Annotated in this window: 14 protein-coding genes; all 14 read right to left on the reverse strand. The window is 59.2% G+C overall.

What is annotated here, in order from left to right; translation table 11 throughout:
- Positions 1–3: 3 nt before the first annotated feature.
- Positions 4–2,709 (reverse strand): type VI secretion system tip protein TssI/VgrG, encoded by a 2,706-nt coding sequence (gene tssI, locus BFV67_RS12790; RefSeq protein ID WP_069598465.1) that lies wholly within the window; start codon positions 2,707–2,709, stop codon positions 4–6.
- A 65-nt stretch (positions 2,710–2,774) separates the two neighbouring features.
- Positions 2,775–4,193, reverse strand: a complete 1,419-nt coding sequence (locus tag BFV67_RS12795) for a serine/threonine protein kinase (RefSeq protein ID WP_045410456.1) — start codon at positions 4,191–4,193, stop codon at positions 2,775–2,777.
- 24 nt (positions 4,194–4,217) lie between these two features.
- Positions 4,218–6,833, reverse strand: coding sequence for a type VI secretion system ATPase TssH (gene tssH / locus BFV67_RS12800; protein ID WP_069598466.1), 2,616 nt, complete (start codon positions 6,831–6,833; stop codon positions 4,218–4,220).
- A 38-nt stretch (positions 6,834–6,871) separates the two neighbouring features.
- Positions 6,872–7,915, reverse strand: a complete 1,044-nt coding sequence (tssG, locus tag BFV67_RS12805; RefSeq protein ID WP_069598467.1) for a type VI secretion system baseplate subunit TssG — start codon at positions 7,913–7,915, stop codon at positions 6,872–6,874.
- Positions 7,912–9,783 (reverse strand): type VI secretion system baseplate subunit TssF, encoded by a 1,872-nt coding sequence (gene tssF / locus BFV67_RS12810; protein WP_069598468.1) that lies wholly within the window; start codon positions 9,781–9,783, stop codon positions 7,912–7,914. The genes tssG and tssF overlap by 4 nt, the downstream gene beginning before the upstream one ends.
- A gap of 2 nt (positions 9,784–9,785) precedes the next feature.
- Positions 9,786–10,349 carry a type VI secretion system baseplate subunit TssE gene (gene tssE / locus BFV67_RS12815; RefSeq protein ID WP_008502634.1) on the reverse strand — a complete coding sequence of 188 codons (564 nt, stop codon included), beginning with the start codon at positions 10,347–10,349 and terminating at the stop codon, positions 9,786–9,788.
- On the reverse strand, positions 10,342–11,154 hold the full coding sequence (locus BFV67_RS12820) for a type VI secretion system accessory protein TagJ (RefSeq protein WP_008502635.1): 813 nt from the start codon (positions 11,152–11,154) through the stop codon (positions 10,342–10,344). Before BFV67_RS12820 ends, tssE begins: the two co-directional genes overlap by 8 nt.
- A gap of 9 nt (positions 11,155–11,163) precedes the next feature.
- A complete protein-coding gene (locus BFV67_RS12825; RefSeq protein ID WP_069598469.1) occupies positions 11,164–12,162 on the reverse strand; it encodes a hypothetical protein in 999 nt (332 codons plus the stop codon).
- Between the two features lie 16 nt (positions 12,163–12,178).
- Positions 12,179–12,976, reverse strand: coding sequence for a PP2C family protein-serine/threonine phosphatase (locus BFV67_RS12830; protein WP_008502637.1), 798 nt, complete (start codon positions 12,974–12,976; stop codon positions 12,179–12,181).
- Positions 12,973–14,733 carry a type VI secretion system-associated FHA domain protein TagH gene (gene tagH / locus BFV67_RS12835; protein WP_063616079.1) on the reverse strand — a complete coding sequence of 587 codons (1,761 nt, stop codon included), beginning with the start codon at positions 14,731–14,733 and terminating at the stop codon, positions 12,973–12,975. The genes BFV67_RS12830 and tagH overlap by 4 nt, the downstream gene beginning before the upstream one ends.
- 81 nt (positions 14,734–14,814) lie before the next feature.
- Entirely contained in the window at positions 14,815–15,222 is a 408-nt protein-coding gene (locus BFV67_RS12840; RefSeq protein WP_031274939.1) for a putative T6SS immunity periplasmic lipoprotein, read from the reverse strand.
- Entirely contained in the window at positions 15,213–15,755 is a 543-nt protein-coding gene (locus tag BFV67_RS12845) for a hypothetical protein (RefSeq protein ID WP_021240381.1), read from the reverse strand. Before BFV67_RS12845 ends, BFV67_RS12840 begins: the two co-directional genes overlap by 10 nt.
- A 57-nt stretch (positions 15,756–15,812) precedes the next feature.
- Entirely contained in the window at positions 15,813–16,295 is a 483-nt protein-coding gene (locus tag BFV67_RS12850) for an Hcp family type VI secretion system effector (RefSeq protein ID WP_008502640.1), read from the reverse strand.
- Between the two features lie 180 nt (positions 16,296–16,475).
- Positions 16,476–16,865, reverse strand: a complete 390-nt coding sequence (locus BFV67_RS12855) for a T6SS amidase immunity protein Tai4 family protein (protein ID WP_100245875.1) — start codon at positions 16,863–16,865, stop codon at positions 16,476–16,478.
- Between the last annotated feature and the right edge of the window lie 81 nt (positions 16,866–16,946).

Below are 16,946 nucleotides of genomic sequence, written 5' to 3' on the forward strand. Positions count from 1 at the left end.
CCATTACTTAAACTTGGGAATATCATATGATAGGTTTGCTCCAGGGAAATTATCAAACATTTTCTTCATATTTGATGTTTGGGCTACAGCCCAGTTGACATCAGTTGCATACTGATGCGTTCCTGGCGAAGCTGGGTTCCATCGCATCTTATAAAGATTGTTTTGGGCATAATCCGCATTATTAATGTATTTTTCGGAAATCCATTTCGCACCACCATCTATCGCTTTTTCTGGTGAAGTCCATCCCATTTTATATGCGTAATTGGAACCTGTTTTAACGGCATTGCCATCTAAAGCGCCAATACCGTACATATTATAAACTTTTACACCGTTGACCTCGACACCTTTTGCCAGTTCACTCGCTCCGTTACCTGTTTCGAGAGCTGAATGCGAGGCCAGGTAAACTTCACTGACATTGTATTTCTTTGCTGCATCAAGATATGTTTTTTCTTGACCTTCAAGTACGCCTTTCCCTTTCAAGAAGGAAGCCATATCAGTTTCAGAAACACCTGATGAAGATGAGAGATCAAGGAACTGATATTTATCAGTTCCGGTATTGTAGTTATCGGGGTTTGCATATTTCTTAATATCATCTTCAGAGGCGTTAACAAAACCTCGTCGCGTCCACTTTTGAGGTTTAGCCTTTAAATTCTTTTGCTTATCCACCATGTCCTGCAACGAATAATCATATTCACTGGTTTTGTCTGTGCCAGTTGATGCAGCTGAATTGTTTTGCGCTGGTGCCGTTTTACCTGCTCCTCCGGCAACTCCCGCGCCGGCAGATTTTTTAGCCTGATCTGGAGAGAAATACGCCTGCACCGCCGCATCAATATCCCCTTTATGCCCCGATCCCGGCGCCGTCGTGCCCGGCTTGGTTCCCGACGTGTTCAGATGCAGCTTACCGCCCGTGGTGATATACCCATCCCCTTCCACGAAGAAGTTAAACTCTTTGCCGATCAGGTTAATCTTGCCGTTCGCGTTGAGTTCAATGGCGCTCTCACCAGAGACCAGCCGCAGCTTCGTCCCGGAAGCGATAACGTACTGCTCCACCGCCGCATCCAGCTTACCTTTCCCCGTCAGGATCTCGGTGCCACCTTTCACGGCCTGGGTCTGATTCGCTTCCACGCGATGCAGTTCGTTTTTCTTCACGTAATGGCTGCGCGCTCCGCCAACGCTGTGCGTTTCATCATTTTTAACGCTGGTGTCCATGTTGCGCTCGGCCTGGATCCATACCTGCTCTGCACCCGCCTTGTCCTCAAACCGCAGGGCGTTGGCGTTGTCCACGGAACCGTCTTTCGTGCGGCTCATAAAGCCCATCTGCGTTGCCGCAGCCGGCAGCGCCCACGGCGGCATGCTCGCGTCGTTGTACACGCGGCCGGTAATAATCGGCCGGTCCGGGTCGCCGTTGATAAAGTCCACCACCACCTCATCGCCCACGCGCGGGATCTGCACCCCGCCGTAGCCCTGGCCCGCCCACGCGCTCGACACGCGCACCCAGCAGGAGCTGGTGTCATCGCCTTTCGCCAGGCGGTCCCAGTGGAACTTCACCTTCACGCGACCGTATTTGTCCGTCCAGATACTCTCGCCCTTCGGCCCCACCACTTTCGCCGTCTGCGGGCCGTAGGTGCGCGGCCACGCCGTGGTCTGCGCCGGACGGAAGGCCACCGACGCAGGAATGACCGTGAAATCGGTCCGGTGAATGGTCTCCCCCTCGCCGCTGGCATAGCGGTTCTCTTCGAGGTGGTAACCTGCGGCAGTGACCAGATACTCCCCGTTGTCGCTGAAGAACGGCGCGTTGGTTAAGGTGAAGGTGTGACCGGGCGCAATCCCCGCCGCCGTCGCGGTGGCCTGAATCTGCTGATGCTCCACCTGCCAGCGCTCCTGACGGATGCGGGCATAAAACTCCCCGTGCCCCTTGTCCACAAAGCGACCCGGCCAGTCGTACACGTCGATGCTGCCCGGCTTCGGCGACGCCGGGTTCTGCTGGGCCTGGAACAGCCACGCGTTCGGCTTGCGGAAGTCATAGTCATCGAGGCTGTAAATCCCCGGCGTCACGCTGTCCTCCAACGCCCACTGGCTGATGCCCTCTTCATCCGTACTGCCGCCTGACGGCGTCTGGTGGTATGGAATGACCTCATAGCCGCTGAACGGCTGGTACTGCGTGGCGGCGTCGGTCAGCACCAGGGTGTGCTTGTCCGCCTCATGGCGGAAGTGATACGCAATCCCCTCCAGCTCCATCAGGCGGCTGATGAAGTCCAGGCTCGACTCCTGATACTGCACGCAGTAGTCCCACACCCGGTAGCTGCCGGTGAGTTTGTCCTCAACGTTGACCTGATGCTCACCCAGCAGGGTTTTCACAATCTGCGGCACCGTCTGACCCTGGAAAATACGCAGGTTACGGTCGCGCTTCATCGGCCACAGGTCCGGCTCCACCGTCAGCTGGTACACCGCATAGCGGGTGCCCGTCAGCTCAACGGCGCTGACCGCCACGCGGGTAATCTTGCCGTTAATATAGCGGGACGTCAGCAGGCTCTGCGTCGGGATGGTCACGGTGACCGGCTGGCCCAGCAGCTTACTGCGGTCAATGCGCGCGTCCGTGCCGAGCACGGTCAGCGTCAGCGCGAACGACTCGGACATCGCCTCGCGGCCCGTCAGTTTCCAGAACAGAAGCCCCTCCACCGGGAGCTGAACGGTAATTCGGTTGAGCATAATCTTTATTCCATCTAGCTTATGCGATTCAGAAAAGAGGTTCGCATCAGTAACTGAGCGTCATTCTACGGATTCACCAGCCAGGTGCCCGGCTTGGTAATATCCAGCGTCTGGCCACGCGTTCTTCCGTTGCCCTGCAGTTCAATCTTCGCCTCACCGGCCGGCAGCTTGAGCGATGCATAGCCGTTGGTTCCCGGACGCAGCGCTTTTGGCTCGCCGTTTACTTTCAGCGTTTCGCCGTCGAGGATGCGGATATAGACCAACGCAACAGGGCTCGCGGCAGGCGGTGGCGTCTGCTGTGCCGTCGCCGGTTCGCTCACCTTCGCCGTTTCTGGCTTCACGTCTGGGGCGTTCGCGGCGGTTTCGGTTGGACGCGTCTCTGCCGGTGCCTGCGCAGCCTGCTCTGGCGCATCTTTGCCGCTGCTGAACAGCATCGCGCCAGCGACAACGCCGACCAGCACGCCTGCGGCAACCATGCCCGGGATCCTGTAGCGACGCCAGTCGAGCAGCGACGCCGGCTGTTCCTCCTCCACCGGTACCAGCATCGTGCCGGGCTTTTTCGCCGTCAGCACGTCGTTAATCCCGGCGACCGGCATCTCTATCAGCGCGGCGAACTCATCGATGGACTGTGGACGGTCCTCCATGTGCAGCGCCAGCGCGCGGTCAATGGCCTGCAGCAGCGGAATGGAATAGCCCTGCGGCATGATTTCCACCAGCGGTTTGCAGGTATCCTGAATCGAGCGCACCACGCTGACCGGCGGCGGAGAACCCACAATCAGGGTACGCAGCACGGCGCCGAGGGCGTAAATGTCCGTCCACGGGCCCTGCTCGCTTTCGTTGTCGTCGGTGTACTGCTCAATCGGCGCAAAGCCCGGGCGCAGCATGGTTTCCGTTTCGTCGGAAAGGTTACCGATGGTGCGGCGCGCGGAGCCGAAATCGAGCAGCACCGGCAGGCCGTTATCCTGGATCTGGATGTTATCCAGCGAGATGTCTCGGTGCAGATAGCCTTCGTCGTGGATGGTCTTGATCGCACCGAACAGCATCGGCAGCGTGCGGCGGATCCAGGCCTCGTTGATCAGCTCCGGCTTTTCCTCGCGCAGGCGCGAAAGCGTGGTGCCGCTGTAAAACAGCGTCCCCATGTAGGCCGTGTCGTTTTGCACCCAGAAGCGCAGAACGTGCAGCAGGTTCGGGTGGTTAAAGCGCGCCAGCAGACGGGCTTCCTGGATAAAGCTGTTCAGGCCTGCGGAAAACGCTTTGCCAAAGCGCTCGCTGCGCAGCACCAGGGTCATGTCGTCGCCGCGTACGGCGAGCGAGGAAGGCATAAATTCTTTGATAGCGATAGTGCGTTCGAGCTGGTGATCCCACGCGCGATAGACAATGCCAAAACCGCCGCCGCCGATCACCTCTTTGATTTCAAACTCGTTGAAGCGGTACCCGACCGGGAGCGCGTTTGGGACAGTCCGATTGTTATCATTATCCGTCATCTTTTACAGTTCTCTTGATGATTATTACGCGGCAAACTGACAGTGAAACTCGCCCTGCTCGCAGGTGACGTGCAGACGTCGGTACTGCTCGTCGCTGCGGCTGGCGGTAAGTAAGATCTGGCTCATCTGGGGCAGCAGGGTGTTGGTCAGAATAGCATCCACCATGCGGCCGCCGGACTCCACCTCGGTGCAGCGCTGAACAATCTGTTCCACCACGCTGTCGTCAAACTCAGAAATAATGCTGTGATTCTCCTCCAGACGACGCTGAATGCGCTTGAGCTGCAGGCGAACAATCTGCCCCAGCATCTCGTCGCTGAGCGGGTAGTACGGCACCACCAGCAGGCGACCCAGCAGCGCGGGCGGGAAGACCTCCAGCAGCGGCTGGCGCAGCGCGCCGCTTAACGCCTCAGGCTCCGGCATCAGGTCCGGATCGGCGCACATGGCGCTAATCAGCTCGGTGCCGACGTTGGACGTCAGAATAATAATGGTATTGCGGAAATCGATGTGGCGCCCCTCGCCGTCTTCCATCCAGCCTTTATCAAACACCTGGAAAAAGATCTCGTGGACGTCCGGGTGCGCTTTTTCAATTTCGTCCAGCAGCACCACGCTGTAAGGACGGCGGCGCACGGCCTCGGTTAACACGCCGCCTTCACCATACCCTACGTACCCCGGAGGCGCACCTTTTAAGGTGGAGACGGTGTGCGCTTCCTGGAACTCGCTCATGTTGATGGTGATGACGTTCTGCTCGCCGCCGTACAGAGATTCGGCGAGCGCCAGCGCGGTTTCGGTTTTACCGACGCCGGACGGACCGCACAGCATAAAGACGCCCACCGGCTTGTTCGGGTCGTCGAGCTTCGCCCGGGAGGTTTTCACGCGGCGGGCAATCAGGTCCAGACCGTGACGCTGGCCGATAACGCGCTGGTTCAGCGTGTCGGCAAGGTTGAGTACCGCGTCGATCTCGTTTTTCACCATCCGGCCCAGCGGGATCCCGGTCCAGTCAGAGACGACCGCGGCGACCACGTTTTCATCCACCGCGGCAAACAGCAGCGGCTCGTCTCCCTGTAAGGCGTTCAGCGCCTGCTGCTGTTCCGCCAGCTGGCCGCGCAGCTCGGCGGTATCTTCTTCGCCCGCCGCGAACAGCGCGGCGCGCAGGCGGATAATCTCCTGCACCAGGCTGCGCTCTTCTTCCCAGCGCCGGGCCAGGGCTTCGCGTTTTGTCTCATACGCGTCGCGTTCGTCGCGTAATGCCGTGACGCGCTCGGCATCACCGGCCCCCACGCGCGCTTCGCGTTCTGCGATCTCAATTTCCACGTCCAGCGCGGCAAGGTGGCGCAGGCAGTCTTCCAGCTGCGCAGGCGGCGCGCTCTGGCTGACCGCGACGCGGGCGCAGGCGGTATCGAGCAGCGCAACGGCTTTGTCCGGCAGCTGACGCGCCGGGATGTAGCGGTGGGACAGCTTCACCGCCGCGCTGACCGCTTCGTCGAGCAGCAACACCTGGTGGTGCGTCTCCAGCGGTGACACGGTGCTGCGCAGCATCAGAATGGCTTTCGCTTCGTCCGGCTCGTGAACCTGCACCGTCTGGAAACGACGGGTCAGCGCCGGATCTTTCTCAATGTACTTTTTGTATTCTGCCCAGGTGGTGGCGCCGATGGTGCGCAGCTGGCCGCGCGCCAGGGCTGGCTTCAGCAGGTTCGCCGCATCGCCGGTCCCCTGCTGGCCGCCTGCGCCAATCAGGGTGTGGATCTCATCGATAAACAAAATGATCGGCGTGGCGCTGGACTGGACTTCGTTAATGAGCGCCTGCAGACGGGCTTCAAACTCGCCTTTCATGCCTGCACCGGCCTGCAGCATACCGATATCCAGCAGCCACAGCTGAATGTTCTGCAGCGGCTCCGGCACGTCGCCGTCGGCGATACGCAGCGCCAGCCCTTCCACCACCGCCGTTTTCCCGACTCCGGCCTCCCCGGTCAGCAGCGGGTTGTTCTGACGACGGCGCATCAGGATATCGACCATCTGGCGGATCTCCTCGTCGCGCCCGACAACCGGGTCAATCTTCCCGTCGCGGGCGCGGGCGGTCAGGTCCTGACCGTACTGGGCCAGCGTCCCCTGTGCAGCCGGTACCGCACCCGCCGGTGCGTCGACGGCTGCAGCGGCCTGCTGTGTTTCTTTACTGTTGGCGCAGATGGTATCGAACTGCTCAATCAATACCTCGACGTTAAGGCGGGTAAACTGCGCCGAAATGCTTTTCAGCACGTTAGCCAGATTCCAGGTTTTCAGCATGCCGATCAGCAAATGGCCGCCGCGAATGCGGCTGACGCCAAACTTCAGCGAGCCGAAGACCCAGGCGCGCTCCACGGCGCTGTCGATATGCTCGGAGAGATCGGAAACGGAACTCGCCCCGCGCGGGAGCACATCCAGCGCGGCAACGATATCGCGCGTCAGCTGCTGTTCATCAAGGGCAAAGTGGCGGATGACCTGCTGCAGATCGCCATCCTGCTGCTGCATCAGCTGATGTAGCCAGTGCACCAGCTCAACATAGGGGTTGCCGCGCAGCTTGCAGAACGCAGTGGCGCTTTCCAGAGAGGTAAATAACAGCGTATCCAGTTTGCCGAAAAGCACGGCACGGCTAATTTCTGACATGTTAGTTTCCATTAACAATGATTCGGTATACGGAAGGATTACCGCTCTGCGCGATACACCAGATCGCCGCGCGGGACAGGCTGCGGCTGAAGGCCCAGCCAGGTGTTATAGCCTAATCGCGCATGACTGCCGAGCGTGGCGCCCTGCACCGCGTCTGCGCGCAGGATCACCCGCGTTTCCCATTCAAACTCCACGCCGGCGTACTGACGCACCCAGTCGCGCAGCTCGGTGACCCACGCTTCACCCGGCAGAAAGCGGTTGTACTCCTCCGCGCTCAGCGGGCCAATCTCGATGCGAAACTTATGCTGCACGTCGCGGACGGCGACGCCGAGAAAGGCGGATTCACCCATGCGCGGCATGCGGCGTCCTGCTCCCAGCTGCGCTTGCTCGCGCGTGGAGAGCGGCATCCACTGCGGCACGTTGCTGACCAGTTTGACCGGCGCCTTAAAATAGCTGCGCAGGATCTTCTCCAGCCCCTCCGGATCCCGCCCATGACGGGTCAGGTGCCCGGCGTGGGTAAAGCGCGCGTGCGCGCTCAGGCTGCCGTTGTCCATCTGACCCGGCTGGCCCATCCCAATCAGCGACGCCAGATAGCCCTCAAAGCGCTTGTTATCGGCGCGGTCCAGCGAGACGGTGGGCTGCGCATCCGCCCAGGCGCGGTAAAACAGCAGCGCCAGACGATGGTGGAACAGATCGGCAAACGCGCTCAGGCTGGTGTCCTGATGATGATAAATACGCTCGCGGGCGTACTCGGTCATGTGGACAGGCAGCGGGCCGTTCGGGCCAAACAGGCCGAAGCTGAGGATAGACACCTCATGCAGCCCGCTCTCTTCCCGCTGACGCACCCTGGCCAGCGTCGACGGAGCAAAACTCATCGACGGCTGCTGGCCGATGCGCAGCGGTTCAAATTTTGGCAGCGGCGCGCGGCCCAGCGGATAGCGCTCGCCGCCCTGGGCATCAATGCGCCTTAACAGCTGAAACAGATCGTAGCGCCAGGGCGTCTCGCGGACGCCGTGCCAGAACGCGTCCGGCAGCTTCGTCAGGCGATGCACGCGCAGCGGTGCAGTGGCGGCGTCACTCATATCAGCGCCCTTTTACCCATGCGCGGCGCCCAGTAGCCAATCTCGCCGCGCTGCTGACTTTTCAGGGTGAACTCGGTGAAGCTGTTGATAGAGACCAGACGGGCAAAGAGGCGCTCCATCACGCTGCCAAAGAGCCACGGACTGGCCCCCGAAAAGGCTCGCTCATCCACCGTCAGGGTAATGCCGATCCCGCGGGCGAACACCACCGGGCCGGGTTCAGGCACGCGGCGGTGAACCGGCTCCAGCACGCAGTGGCGAACGCCCTCCACCTGACGCGCCACGGGCGTTTCGGCCAGGTTGGCGTACAGCCCTAACAGCTGGCGCAACGCGGCAGCCCCCTCCTCATTGTCACTGTCCATCAGGCTGAGGTAGTTCATCTGCAGCTGGCTGATAAGCCGCCAGGTGCTGAACCCTTCCGCCAGCGCCGGACGCGGCGGCGTCGGCCCTTTACGCAGGGTGAGGGATTTCACCGGCATGGAGTCCGCCATAATGAACTCCCCGAGCTCCTGCTGCAGCATCAGCGGCAGGTCACGGCTGGTGCAGAGCACCTCCGCAGAGATATAGCGCAGGTTTTCCTGCCACGGCGCGTGCTGTTCATCCACCAGCGAGACGAAGACCTCCGAGCCGATATAGCCGGTACGGGTGCCGTAGCGCAGGGCGTGCTCGGACAGCACGCGCTGCTCGCGTCGCAGGGAGAAATAGGCCCCGTAGTTGCCCGCATCGCCGCTCCAGGTGCTCCAGAACGGACGAAACGTCTGGTCATCACGCTGGCCGTCCGCGCTGCCATAGATTTTTTTCACCGCGTAGATTTCATAATCCAGCGGACGAATGTTATCGACCACCAGATGGTATTCATGCTGACCGTCATTCAGCTTCTGCCGCGCCGCAACTTTCGGGAACAGGTTGATGACCGGGGTGCAGTGCAGCGCCAGATGGCTGGCATCGACCACGCGCTCCAGCTGTTCATCCGACTTATCCAGCAGGATGAAGATGTCGAAGGCTTTTTCTTCTTCACAGCGCTGGATCAGCGTGCTCAGGCCGCTGAGGCTAATGAAGCGGAAACGGGCCGGAAACGCGAAATACTCCTGCAGCAGGCGATAGCCGTCAAAGTTGCGCAGATCGTCCGGCAGCAGCGCCTGGTCAGGCTCAAATCCCTCCTGGCGCAGCGCGTCCGTCGCCAGCAGCTGTCGCTGCGGCTGCGGGCTGACCGTCTGACAGACGATCCCGGCGTGGTGCTCCATCACCAGCTCCAGCAGCTTCAGCGCCTCGATATCCGGACCGGCGAGGAAAAATTCCAGACGGTCGAAGTCCAGGTGCCCGAGATGTTGCGGGCCGTCGCAGGCGATGCGGATCCGCAGGGCGCTGCCGATCCCCCGCTGGCTCAGACCCAGCTGTGCGAGGGGCAAATCGGCGGGAACTCCGCCCAGCTCAACCTTGTCGATTTTCAGCGGCAGCAGGTTGACCTCGTGCGCCGTGGTATAGCTGCAGGTCACGCCGGTTTTTTTCAGCGCCAGGCTGTCCATCATGGTGCCGCGCGGCACGATGAAGCCCTTGCTCAGGTCGCCCCGGCTGCTGTCGGGCTGAATCTCCGCAATCGCCATCGACGGCGTGGGCGCAAGATAGTTCGGCGCAATCATCTCCAGCAGACGCTGGGAGAAGCGCGGAAACTCCGCGTCCATTTTCATCTGCACGCGGGAGGTCAGGAAGGCGAACCCTTCCATCAGACGTTCGGTATACGGGTCCGCCACGTCGATGCCGCGCATGCCCAGCCGTCCGGCGACTTTCGGGTAGCGTTCGGCAAACTCGGCCCCCATTTCGCGCAGGTAGGCCAGCTCACGGTTGTAGTATTCGAGCAGTTTACTTTCCATGATTACCCCGCATCTTTCAGTTCAAAATGGCCGTTTTCCAGATCGACATCGGTGCGAAACAGAAACTCCAGCGGGTACGGCACGCACCATAAACGCCCTTTGATCTCGATGGAGAGCACGTTGTGCAGATCCAGCGAGGAGGTATCCGACACGCAGCGGACCTGCAGCCCCTGCGGCAAAATGCGTGGTTCAAAATTGATGATAGCCTCGGTGAGCTTGCGCTGAATGTCGTGCCATTCGATGTCCGACATTCTTTTCCCGGCCAGGGGCGCGACGCCGAAGTTAACCACCGAGCGGCTCACGTGCGGTAGCGCGCTTAAATCGCCGGAGGCATCGTGGTTGATGGTATTAAACAGCCACTGCAAATCGCGCAGCACATTGCGGCGCAGGGCGGCGTGGGTGATCAGATTGCTGTTGGCCGACTCACGCTTTTTTTCCGGGTCGTTATCAGTGAGGCGATCGAGCAGCGAGGGCTGCATTTTGTCGCGCGCCCCCACCTTCTCCTGCCTGCTGCGGGCTTGCCAGCCGCTGCGCAGCAGATCGCCTTCGCCAGCGGGATTACTCATCGGCTCCATCCGTCGCAAACGTCACGAGGCTTAAGGACAGCAGCGGGCTTTCGCTTTGCTCGCTCAGCCAGGCCTTCTGGCCCTGGCCTTCATAGAGCGTGCCGTCAGTATCGAGCGGGTGCCAGTCGGTGGTCCGCCCGAGTTTAACCGCGTCAGAAGCATCGGCGGCAAACGGGTAACGCGCCGGGATCTGGCACACCTGCTCCGTCCCGTCCGTCAGGCGCACCAGCGCGTGACGCCAGACCAGGTCGGTCACGCTGGCAGGCGCCTGGAAACGGATCTCCGCGATAGCGTTAAACGGCAGCCAGAAATAGCGCCCGTTGACGATGGTTTCGCACACCGGGCCGAGACGGGCATCGCCGTCCATCAGCCAGTCAAAGGCCTGCGTCTCCTCGTTTTCGAGGGTAATCTGGCCGGGGGTGGCCTGCGCCTGCTCAAGGGCTTCCAGACGCAGCGCCTGCGCGCGCTCGCCCTCCTCGCTCAGCGCCGCCGCAAGGGTGGTTAGCCACGGCCACTGGGTTTCAGGCATGGCCGGACGCGCCTGTCCCGCCATCACCTGCGCGCGCTGCAGCTCGCCCTGAATGGACTGCTCCAGCAGCGTGACGGTGGGTTTCGCCTGCGGCTTCAGCGCCAGCCAGCTTTTCAGCTGGGTCAGGGCACGCGTCCAGTTGCCGCTAAGGGTTAAAAACTGCACGAACGCGGCGCGGAGGTCGGCATCCGCCGGACGGGCTTTGATTTCTGCTTCCAGACGCGCGAGCGCGTCATTGAGCGACTCACCCGCCAGGTGTTGATAGAGCGTATTCATCGCCATTCCTTAATTTGCCGCGCGCCATGCGCCGACTGCCGGATCGCGCAGCTGAGGACGCAGGGTGTCAATCAGCACGATATTCAGCGGGGTGCCGGGTGCCACCCAGGCGCTCCAGGTTTTTTTCACCGCGGCGATACGCGCCTGCAGCTTTGCATCGTCGCTGGCGGTTTCACGGGAGATCTCCACCGCGACGGTGCCGTTGCTCTTCCAGCTGTTCAGGGCGCTGTCGTAAGGCAGGATCATCCAGCTCTGGTCGCTGTTTGGGGTGCTGAATACCATGCGCTCTTTGTTGACGGAGGTGATCAGCGCGTTTTCCGGGTCGGCGCTCTGATTCAGCCCGGTTACCGGGAAGCCATGAATATACGTTACCGCCATCTCTTTCTGCCCGCCGTTGCGGGACTGCGACACAACGGTGTGTCCGCTCAGCCAGCTGCCGTTGCCGCAGCGGGTGGTGTCAGAATCCGGAATGAAGAGCGCCGGTGCAGAGGCGCCCCCTTCCCAGAAGGTGCGCAGGTGGCAGCCGTCCTGCAGGGTAAACTCCTGCCACGGCGTACGGTCGGCGGCAACGGTGCGGGAAGCCACGTTCTGATCGGGCGGCAGTAACGCGCCGCTGGCTGGGGTGGCGGTGACGGTCGCAGCAGGCGCGGCCTGCTCCTGTTTCACCACCAGCGCCCAGTCCTGCGCTTTGCCAGCCGCGCCCTGCGCCAGCGTGGTACCCGCCGGATCGTTGAGCGTCCAGCTGAGTTTATTGACTTTGCTGCACTGGTGTTCCAGCAGCGCGCCAAGACGCGGCACAAAGTTCTCCAGCACGGAGACGTCTTTCTTGCCGTTCGCCACAATGCGTAGCGCCACCTCAGGCTTACACCAGCTCTGCGGCGTGTTGTCTTTGATGTTGTCGATCCAGATATCCAGCTTCTGCGCAGGAGACTGCACGATGCGGAAATTTTCAGCCTGCGCGGTAGAGGTCGCCGCCAGAAGTGCCAAACCCGATAGCCAAAGTTTCATATCGTTCCTTGTGTGTCTAATCAGTTCCGCAGGGAAGAAATTGTGCTGCGTCAGAGAGAGTGTGCAGCAAAGTGGTGTCCTGAGGGTTGCCCATCCATACCGCCAGGGCAGTATAGTTATCCTGGGCATTCCCCTCCTGCTCGCCATTCTTTTGAATGATTTGGTTCATTAAGGTCAGCCACTCCTGCGGCGTATTCACCATATGCAGCGACTGCTTCATTTGCTCTTCGCTGACGCCGTGCCAGAACCCGTCGGTGCAGAGTAAAAAGGCATCGCCGTCTTCAACCTGCACCACGTCGCTGTAGCTCGCTTCCGGCCCGCCGTTTTCAATTCCCAGCGCCAGATAGAGCAGATTGCTGTTCAGGTTGTCGGTCTGATGCCCGGCATCTTTCATCTGCTGCACCAGGCTGTGGTCGGTGGTCACATGCCACAGCCATCCCCGGCGGAACAGGTACAGGCGGCTGTCTCCGGCATGGGCCCAGTAGGCCAGCCCGTAATCACGGTCAATGAACAGGCTAACCAGCGTCGTGCCCATCCGGCGATAGTCCTGAACGGCCTGCTGTTCGCTGAGAATAGTGCGATTCGCCGTCTGCACGTAGTCGCGAATATGCTGCGCATTAAGATGTTTGTCGCCATCAAAGCGGGAGATAATGCTGTTGCGGGCCAGCGCGGCGGCCACTTCGCCGCCCGGCAGCCCCGCGATGCCGTCGCAGACGACAAAGCAGGCTGAACGTTCCCCAATGGTTTCTCCCGTCTGATCCTGGTTGCTGGCGCGCGTCCCCTGGCGGGAGAGAGAAGCCGTTGCGATATTCATTTGTCTTCCGATCCGCTCTGTGAGTCTTTGTACTGATTCACCTCCATGTCATACGCATGAAGGAAGGCCTCGCCGAACAGGGTGTGGAAGTCGTCCTCAATCTCGCCCGCCGTCTCGCCATAGCTGCGAACAAAGTAGTCCCACAGGGCGGCTTTGCGGCTGCCCGGCAGCGCCAGACGCGAGGTCATGCCGTTCTGCTTCGCCTGCTCTTCCAGCTGCTCCGGGTTAAAGGACTGCAGCATCGCGGCAATAATGGCGCGGATGCCGGAGATCATACCAAGCTGGTGCGCCTGCAGATCGATCAGCGCATCGCGCACGGATTTGGTCGGCGGCATAAAGCCCGGCATCGGGGTGCCGAACATCTGGATTAACACGGTTTTGCCGGTCGGCAACAGCTTGAACGGGTTGTTGGCATCGTCCAGCACCATGGTCATGTCGGCTTTTACGCCGCGCTTGAGAATGGAGCGCGAGGAGAGCAGCGCCACGGTCCCCTGAGAGAACATGCCGAGGATCTGCCCCAGCTGACGCATATTTTCACGGTCAAACTGCGGAACGGGCTGCATTTCGCTGAGCCCCATCCCCTCCAGCAGCGCCTCCAGCAGCTCGCCCTGCAGCACTTCGCCCTTCTCACCGCTGTTTGCCGTGGCGGTTGGGGCGGCGGCGTTATTCACCGGATCGATGCGCAGGCGGCCCTTCGGTGCCTGAGCGCTGCTGCGCGCAACGGCCTGTGGCGTCGGCATGGTGAAGCCAGCGTAATCCGGTCGCGCGGGTTCCTCTTCAGCACGCGGTTCTTCCTGCGGCTCAGGGGCGAACAGGGGAGAATCGGCCAGCGCGTCCTCTTCCTGCTCAGGTTCCGGCACGGGGGCTGGCTTCTCGTTAATCACGTCATCCGGATGGGTTAACGGCGCGCCGCCCATCAGCCCGAGCGGGTCGTCATTACGCGCGGCTGGCGCGCTGGACTTACCGCCAAACAGGGCCAGCGGATCGAGCTCATCCGTCGCCTCTTCGTTCGGGGCTGGCTGGGTCTCAACTGGTGGCACCAGCGTGGAAGGCGTAACGTCGTCAAAAATGCTCTCTTTTTTAAACAGCGCTTCGTCGCTGAACAGCGAGTCCGGATCGACATGCTTACGTTCGAGCGTGGGATCGCTGTCGTTGAACATCGCCAGCGGATCTTCGGCGTTACGCTCCGGGGCTGCAGGCTGGGAGAACGGATCGTGCGATGCCGCAGGCTGCGGTTTTGTACGGTTGCTGGAGATGCTGTCGGAGATGGAAAACTCCTGCATCAGGCTATCCCAGATCTCCGTTGGCACGGCGGTCGGCTCGGCTTTTCCACGGGGTGCGGCACTCGCCGGTTTCGGCTGCTGCGCAGGCGCAGGAGCCACGGTCGGACGCGCCTGCTGGTGCAGGCTGGCCGCCATGCGGCTCACGGGCTGGGTATCGTGGATCAGTTCGGTCACTTCGATACGGTAGTCATCAATACCGAGAATGTCGCCATCCTGCAGCTCAACCTGACGCCCTCGCTCCAGCGGAATGTCATTTAATACTACGCGGGTGACGCTGCCACGGTTGGTGACGCGGCATTCGCCCTGAGCGTCAACGTGAACAATGGCCTGCAGACGAGAGATGGTGCGGTCATTGTCCGGCAATACCAGATTGTTATCCGTACCGCGCCCAATGGTGCCGCCCGGGGCGTAAAAATCACAGCTGCTTTGCGGCGGCTGATGACCGGGTTTCGTAGAAATAATCGTGAATCGCATGGCGTATTCCTGCTGGTATGATTAGCGCTCAAACGCTGCCGCTCTCGGGGCGAGAACGGCGGCGTTTGGGGTTAACACATTCTATTCAGTCTGCGTAAGCTTAAACTGGCCTGAGGGACCTTCTTGTAAGGTGAAGCGGGCCGCATAGCGAATAGAATCGTTTTTCCCTGACACCTTCAGAGCAACATCATATTCTCCGGCTTGCCACGCAATCCCCTGCCACTGGTGACACTGTTGGGTCGTTAACGTCACTTCAGGGCTAAACGTTGACGGCGGCGATACCGCTTTCCATTCATTTCCCGCGCGTTTCATTATGGTGGGCGAATGGCTGGTGACAGGCGCGTCTAACCCGGAGTTAGCGGGAATAGCAAAGCAGGGTTCGTTGTTCTTTAGCGTAACCGAAAGCGACTGATATTGTGCAGGATGAGATACGCAGGCACTCACCGTTAATGCGATTGCTACAACACTGAGTAACTGTTTCATAACCATACCCGCCGGTCTTTAGGATTTTGAATAAACAACGATAATACCTGCAGGTATTTATCCTTCAGGTCGGGGCCGATTATTCCCTCAAACCCAGCAATGTTCCGGAAATCACCCAGACCGTAATTTATCAAATAATAAAAATCTGAAATGATAGAAGCCTGCTGCTCCATACCAAAGTCCGATAGTTTTTTATCGGGGGGCAGAGAATAATTATAACTTGCTGCCCAACTGAATGCACCTCGGGTTCGAACATTCATTCCAATCTGATGCTGCAATACATGCACCATTTCGTGAATAAACCAGTGTTTATATCGCGGAACCTCTATTGAGAAGTCATCCCGATAATGCGGCTCGCGAAAATAGAGCTCACCATTGGGGGTCATCGCGACATCTGTCGACTGCATATTAAACGGCAAATAGCTTTTATTATGGACTTTAACTTCTGAATACTTTATTGCGTCACCAAAAACCGAGCGCGCCAGTGCTATTTCGCCAATGGTGAGAGGACGGGCGCCTCCTTCCTGCAAACTTGCCATGCTATCTTCCTTCCCGGTTGATAATGACCGGGGAAAACTCCCCGGCCACATACGCAATTACGCTTCTTTGTTTTCTTTGATGTTCCAGCCAGCGCTGCTTTCAGCACCCTTACCACCAGACGTGGTCTGCTCCCAGTACTGCTGTTTCACTTTCGCAGCCTGGAATGCATAGGTCACACCAACGGTATCGCCGTTGTCAGCACCGGTGTACTGAACAGAGGTCACCAGCACATCTTCCAGCGTGATGCGGGAGTATTCCACCTGCTGGCCGCCCGCTTTACAAACGGACAGCTCAACTTTGGTCAGGTGTTTACCGCTGGCGCAGTGTTTCAGGATAGCGGTGGTGGATTTGTCGATCAGCGCGTTAACGTGCAGGTCGTTAAAGTTAACTTTACCGGCACCGCCGCCACCGCCAACGCTCATATTACCTGGCTGGGAAGCGCCCCAGGAGAAGGAGGTAATATCAGTCCAGCCGGTGTGGTTAGAATCTTTAGATTCGCCCGTAACACCCTCGACCTTCAGAAACATATCAATAGCCATAATATCTACTCTTCGTGGATGAACAATATTGCTTTCGAAAAAGCACTTATATGGCAAACAGGAAAGCATGGGGCTGAATAAAACCGTCCATATTTTACCTCTGCCTCACATCAAATGACCCGTGTCATTTGACAGTCTTACATTCCCCCTGAATGAACGGAAAGAATGTGAAGTCTTTTACTACTGCGGGTTATCCTGAATCCAGGTACGATCAGGATCGCCTATGATGACCTGCGGAACCAGTTTGTTCAGCTCATCGCTATGATAAAGACGTAAACAGTTTAAGGTTACACCTTTGACATCGGGTTTTCGCTCTGAATGAAAAACGTTAATTTGATTTTTATATTTTCCGATGAGGGCATCCACTTTATCAGTGCCATTTTCGGCATCAAAAGGTATCCACTCAATGAATGCACTTGCACTGCGGGCCGCATCAGCAGAAAACTGGCTGCCTTTATCTGCCACCTGCGCAAGGCATCGCGCCAGAACTAAATCTTTTAAAACCTGCCGGTATGTTTGCTGATGATAAAAATCAGGATAGTTATTTCCGGCACACACATAAGAGGTCATAAATACGAGGAAAAAACAGAAACGTTTCACCTTAATATCCTTTGCCATAGGATCCGCAGCGCATCAGTCCGCGTAAAATAC

Origin of the sequence: Enterobacter roggenkampii (assembly GCF_001729805.1) — a bacterium.
GTDB classification, from domain to species: Bacteria; Pseudomonadota; Gammaproteobacteria; order Enterobacterales; family Enterobacteriaceae; genus Enterobacter; species Enterobacter roggenkampii.

Bases quoted from the DNA above. Each gene is read 5' to 3' on its own strand.
- tssI (WP_069598465.1), bottom strand. From the start codon at position 2,709: ATGCTCAACCGAATTACCGTTCAGCTCCCGGTGGAGGGGCTTCTGTTC.
- BFV67_RS12795 (WP_045410456.1), bottom strand. From the start codon at position 4,193: ATGACGGATAATGATAACAATCGGACTGTCCCAAACGCGCTCCCGGTC.
- tssH (WP_069598466.1), bottom strand. From the start codon at position 6,833: ATGTCAGAAATTAGCCGTGCCGTGCTTTTCGGCAAACTGGATACGCTG.
- tssG (WP_069598467.1), bottom strand. From the start codon at position 7,915: ATGAGTGACGCCGCCACTGCACCGCTGCGCGTGCATCGCCTGACGAAG.
- tssF (WP_069598468.1), bottom strand. From the start codon at position 9,783: ATGGAAAGTAAACTGCTCGAATACTACAACCGTGAGCTGGCCTACCTG.
- tssE (WP_008502634.1), bottom strand. From the start codon at position 10,349: ATGAGTAATCCCGCTGGCGAAGGCGATCTGCTGCGCAGCGGCTGGCAA.
- BFV67_RS12820 (WP_008502635.1), bottom strand. From the start codon at position 11,154: ATGAATACGCTCTATCAACACCTGGCGGGTGAGTCGCTCAATGACGCG.
- BFV67_RS12825 (WP_069598469.1), bottom strand. From the start codon at position 12,162: ATGAAACTTTGGCTATCGGGTTTGGCACTTCTGGCGGCGACCTCTACC.
- BFV67_RS12830 (WP_008502637.1), bottom strand. From the start codon at position 12,976: ATGAATATCGCAACGGCTTCTCTCTCCCGCCAGGGGACGCGCGCCAGC.
- tagH (WP_063616079.1), bottom strand. From the start codon at position 14,733: ATGCGATTCACGATTATTTCTACGAAACCCGGTCATCAGCCGCCGCAA.
- BFV67_RS12840 (WP_031274939.1), bottom strand. From the start codon at position 15,222: ATGGTTATGAAACAGTTACTCAGTGTTGTAGCAATCGCATTAACGGTG.
- BFV67_RS12845 (WP_021240381.1), bottom strand. From the start codon at position 15,755: ATGGCAAGTTTGCAGGAAGGAGGCGCCCGTCCTCTCACCATTGGCGAA.
- BFV67_RS12850 (WP_008502640.1), bottom strand. From the start codon at position 16,295: ATGGCTATTGATATGTTTCTGAAGGTCGAGGGTGTTACGGGCGAATCT.
- BFV67_RS12855 (WP_100245875.1), bottom strand. From the start codon at position 16,865: ATGACCTCTTATGTGTGTGCCGGAAATAACTATCCTGATTTTTATCAT.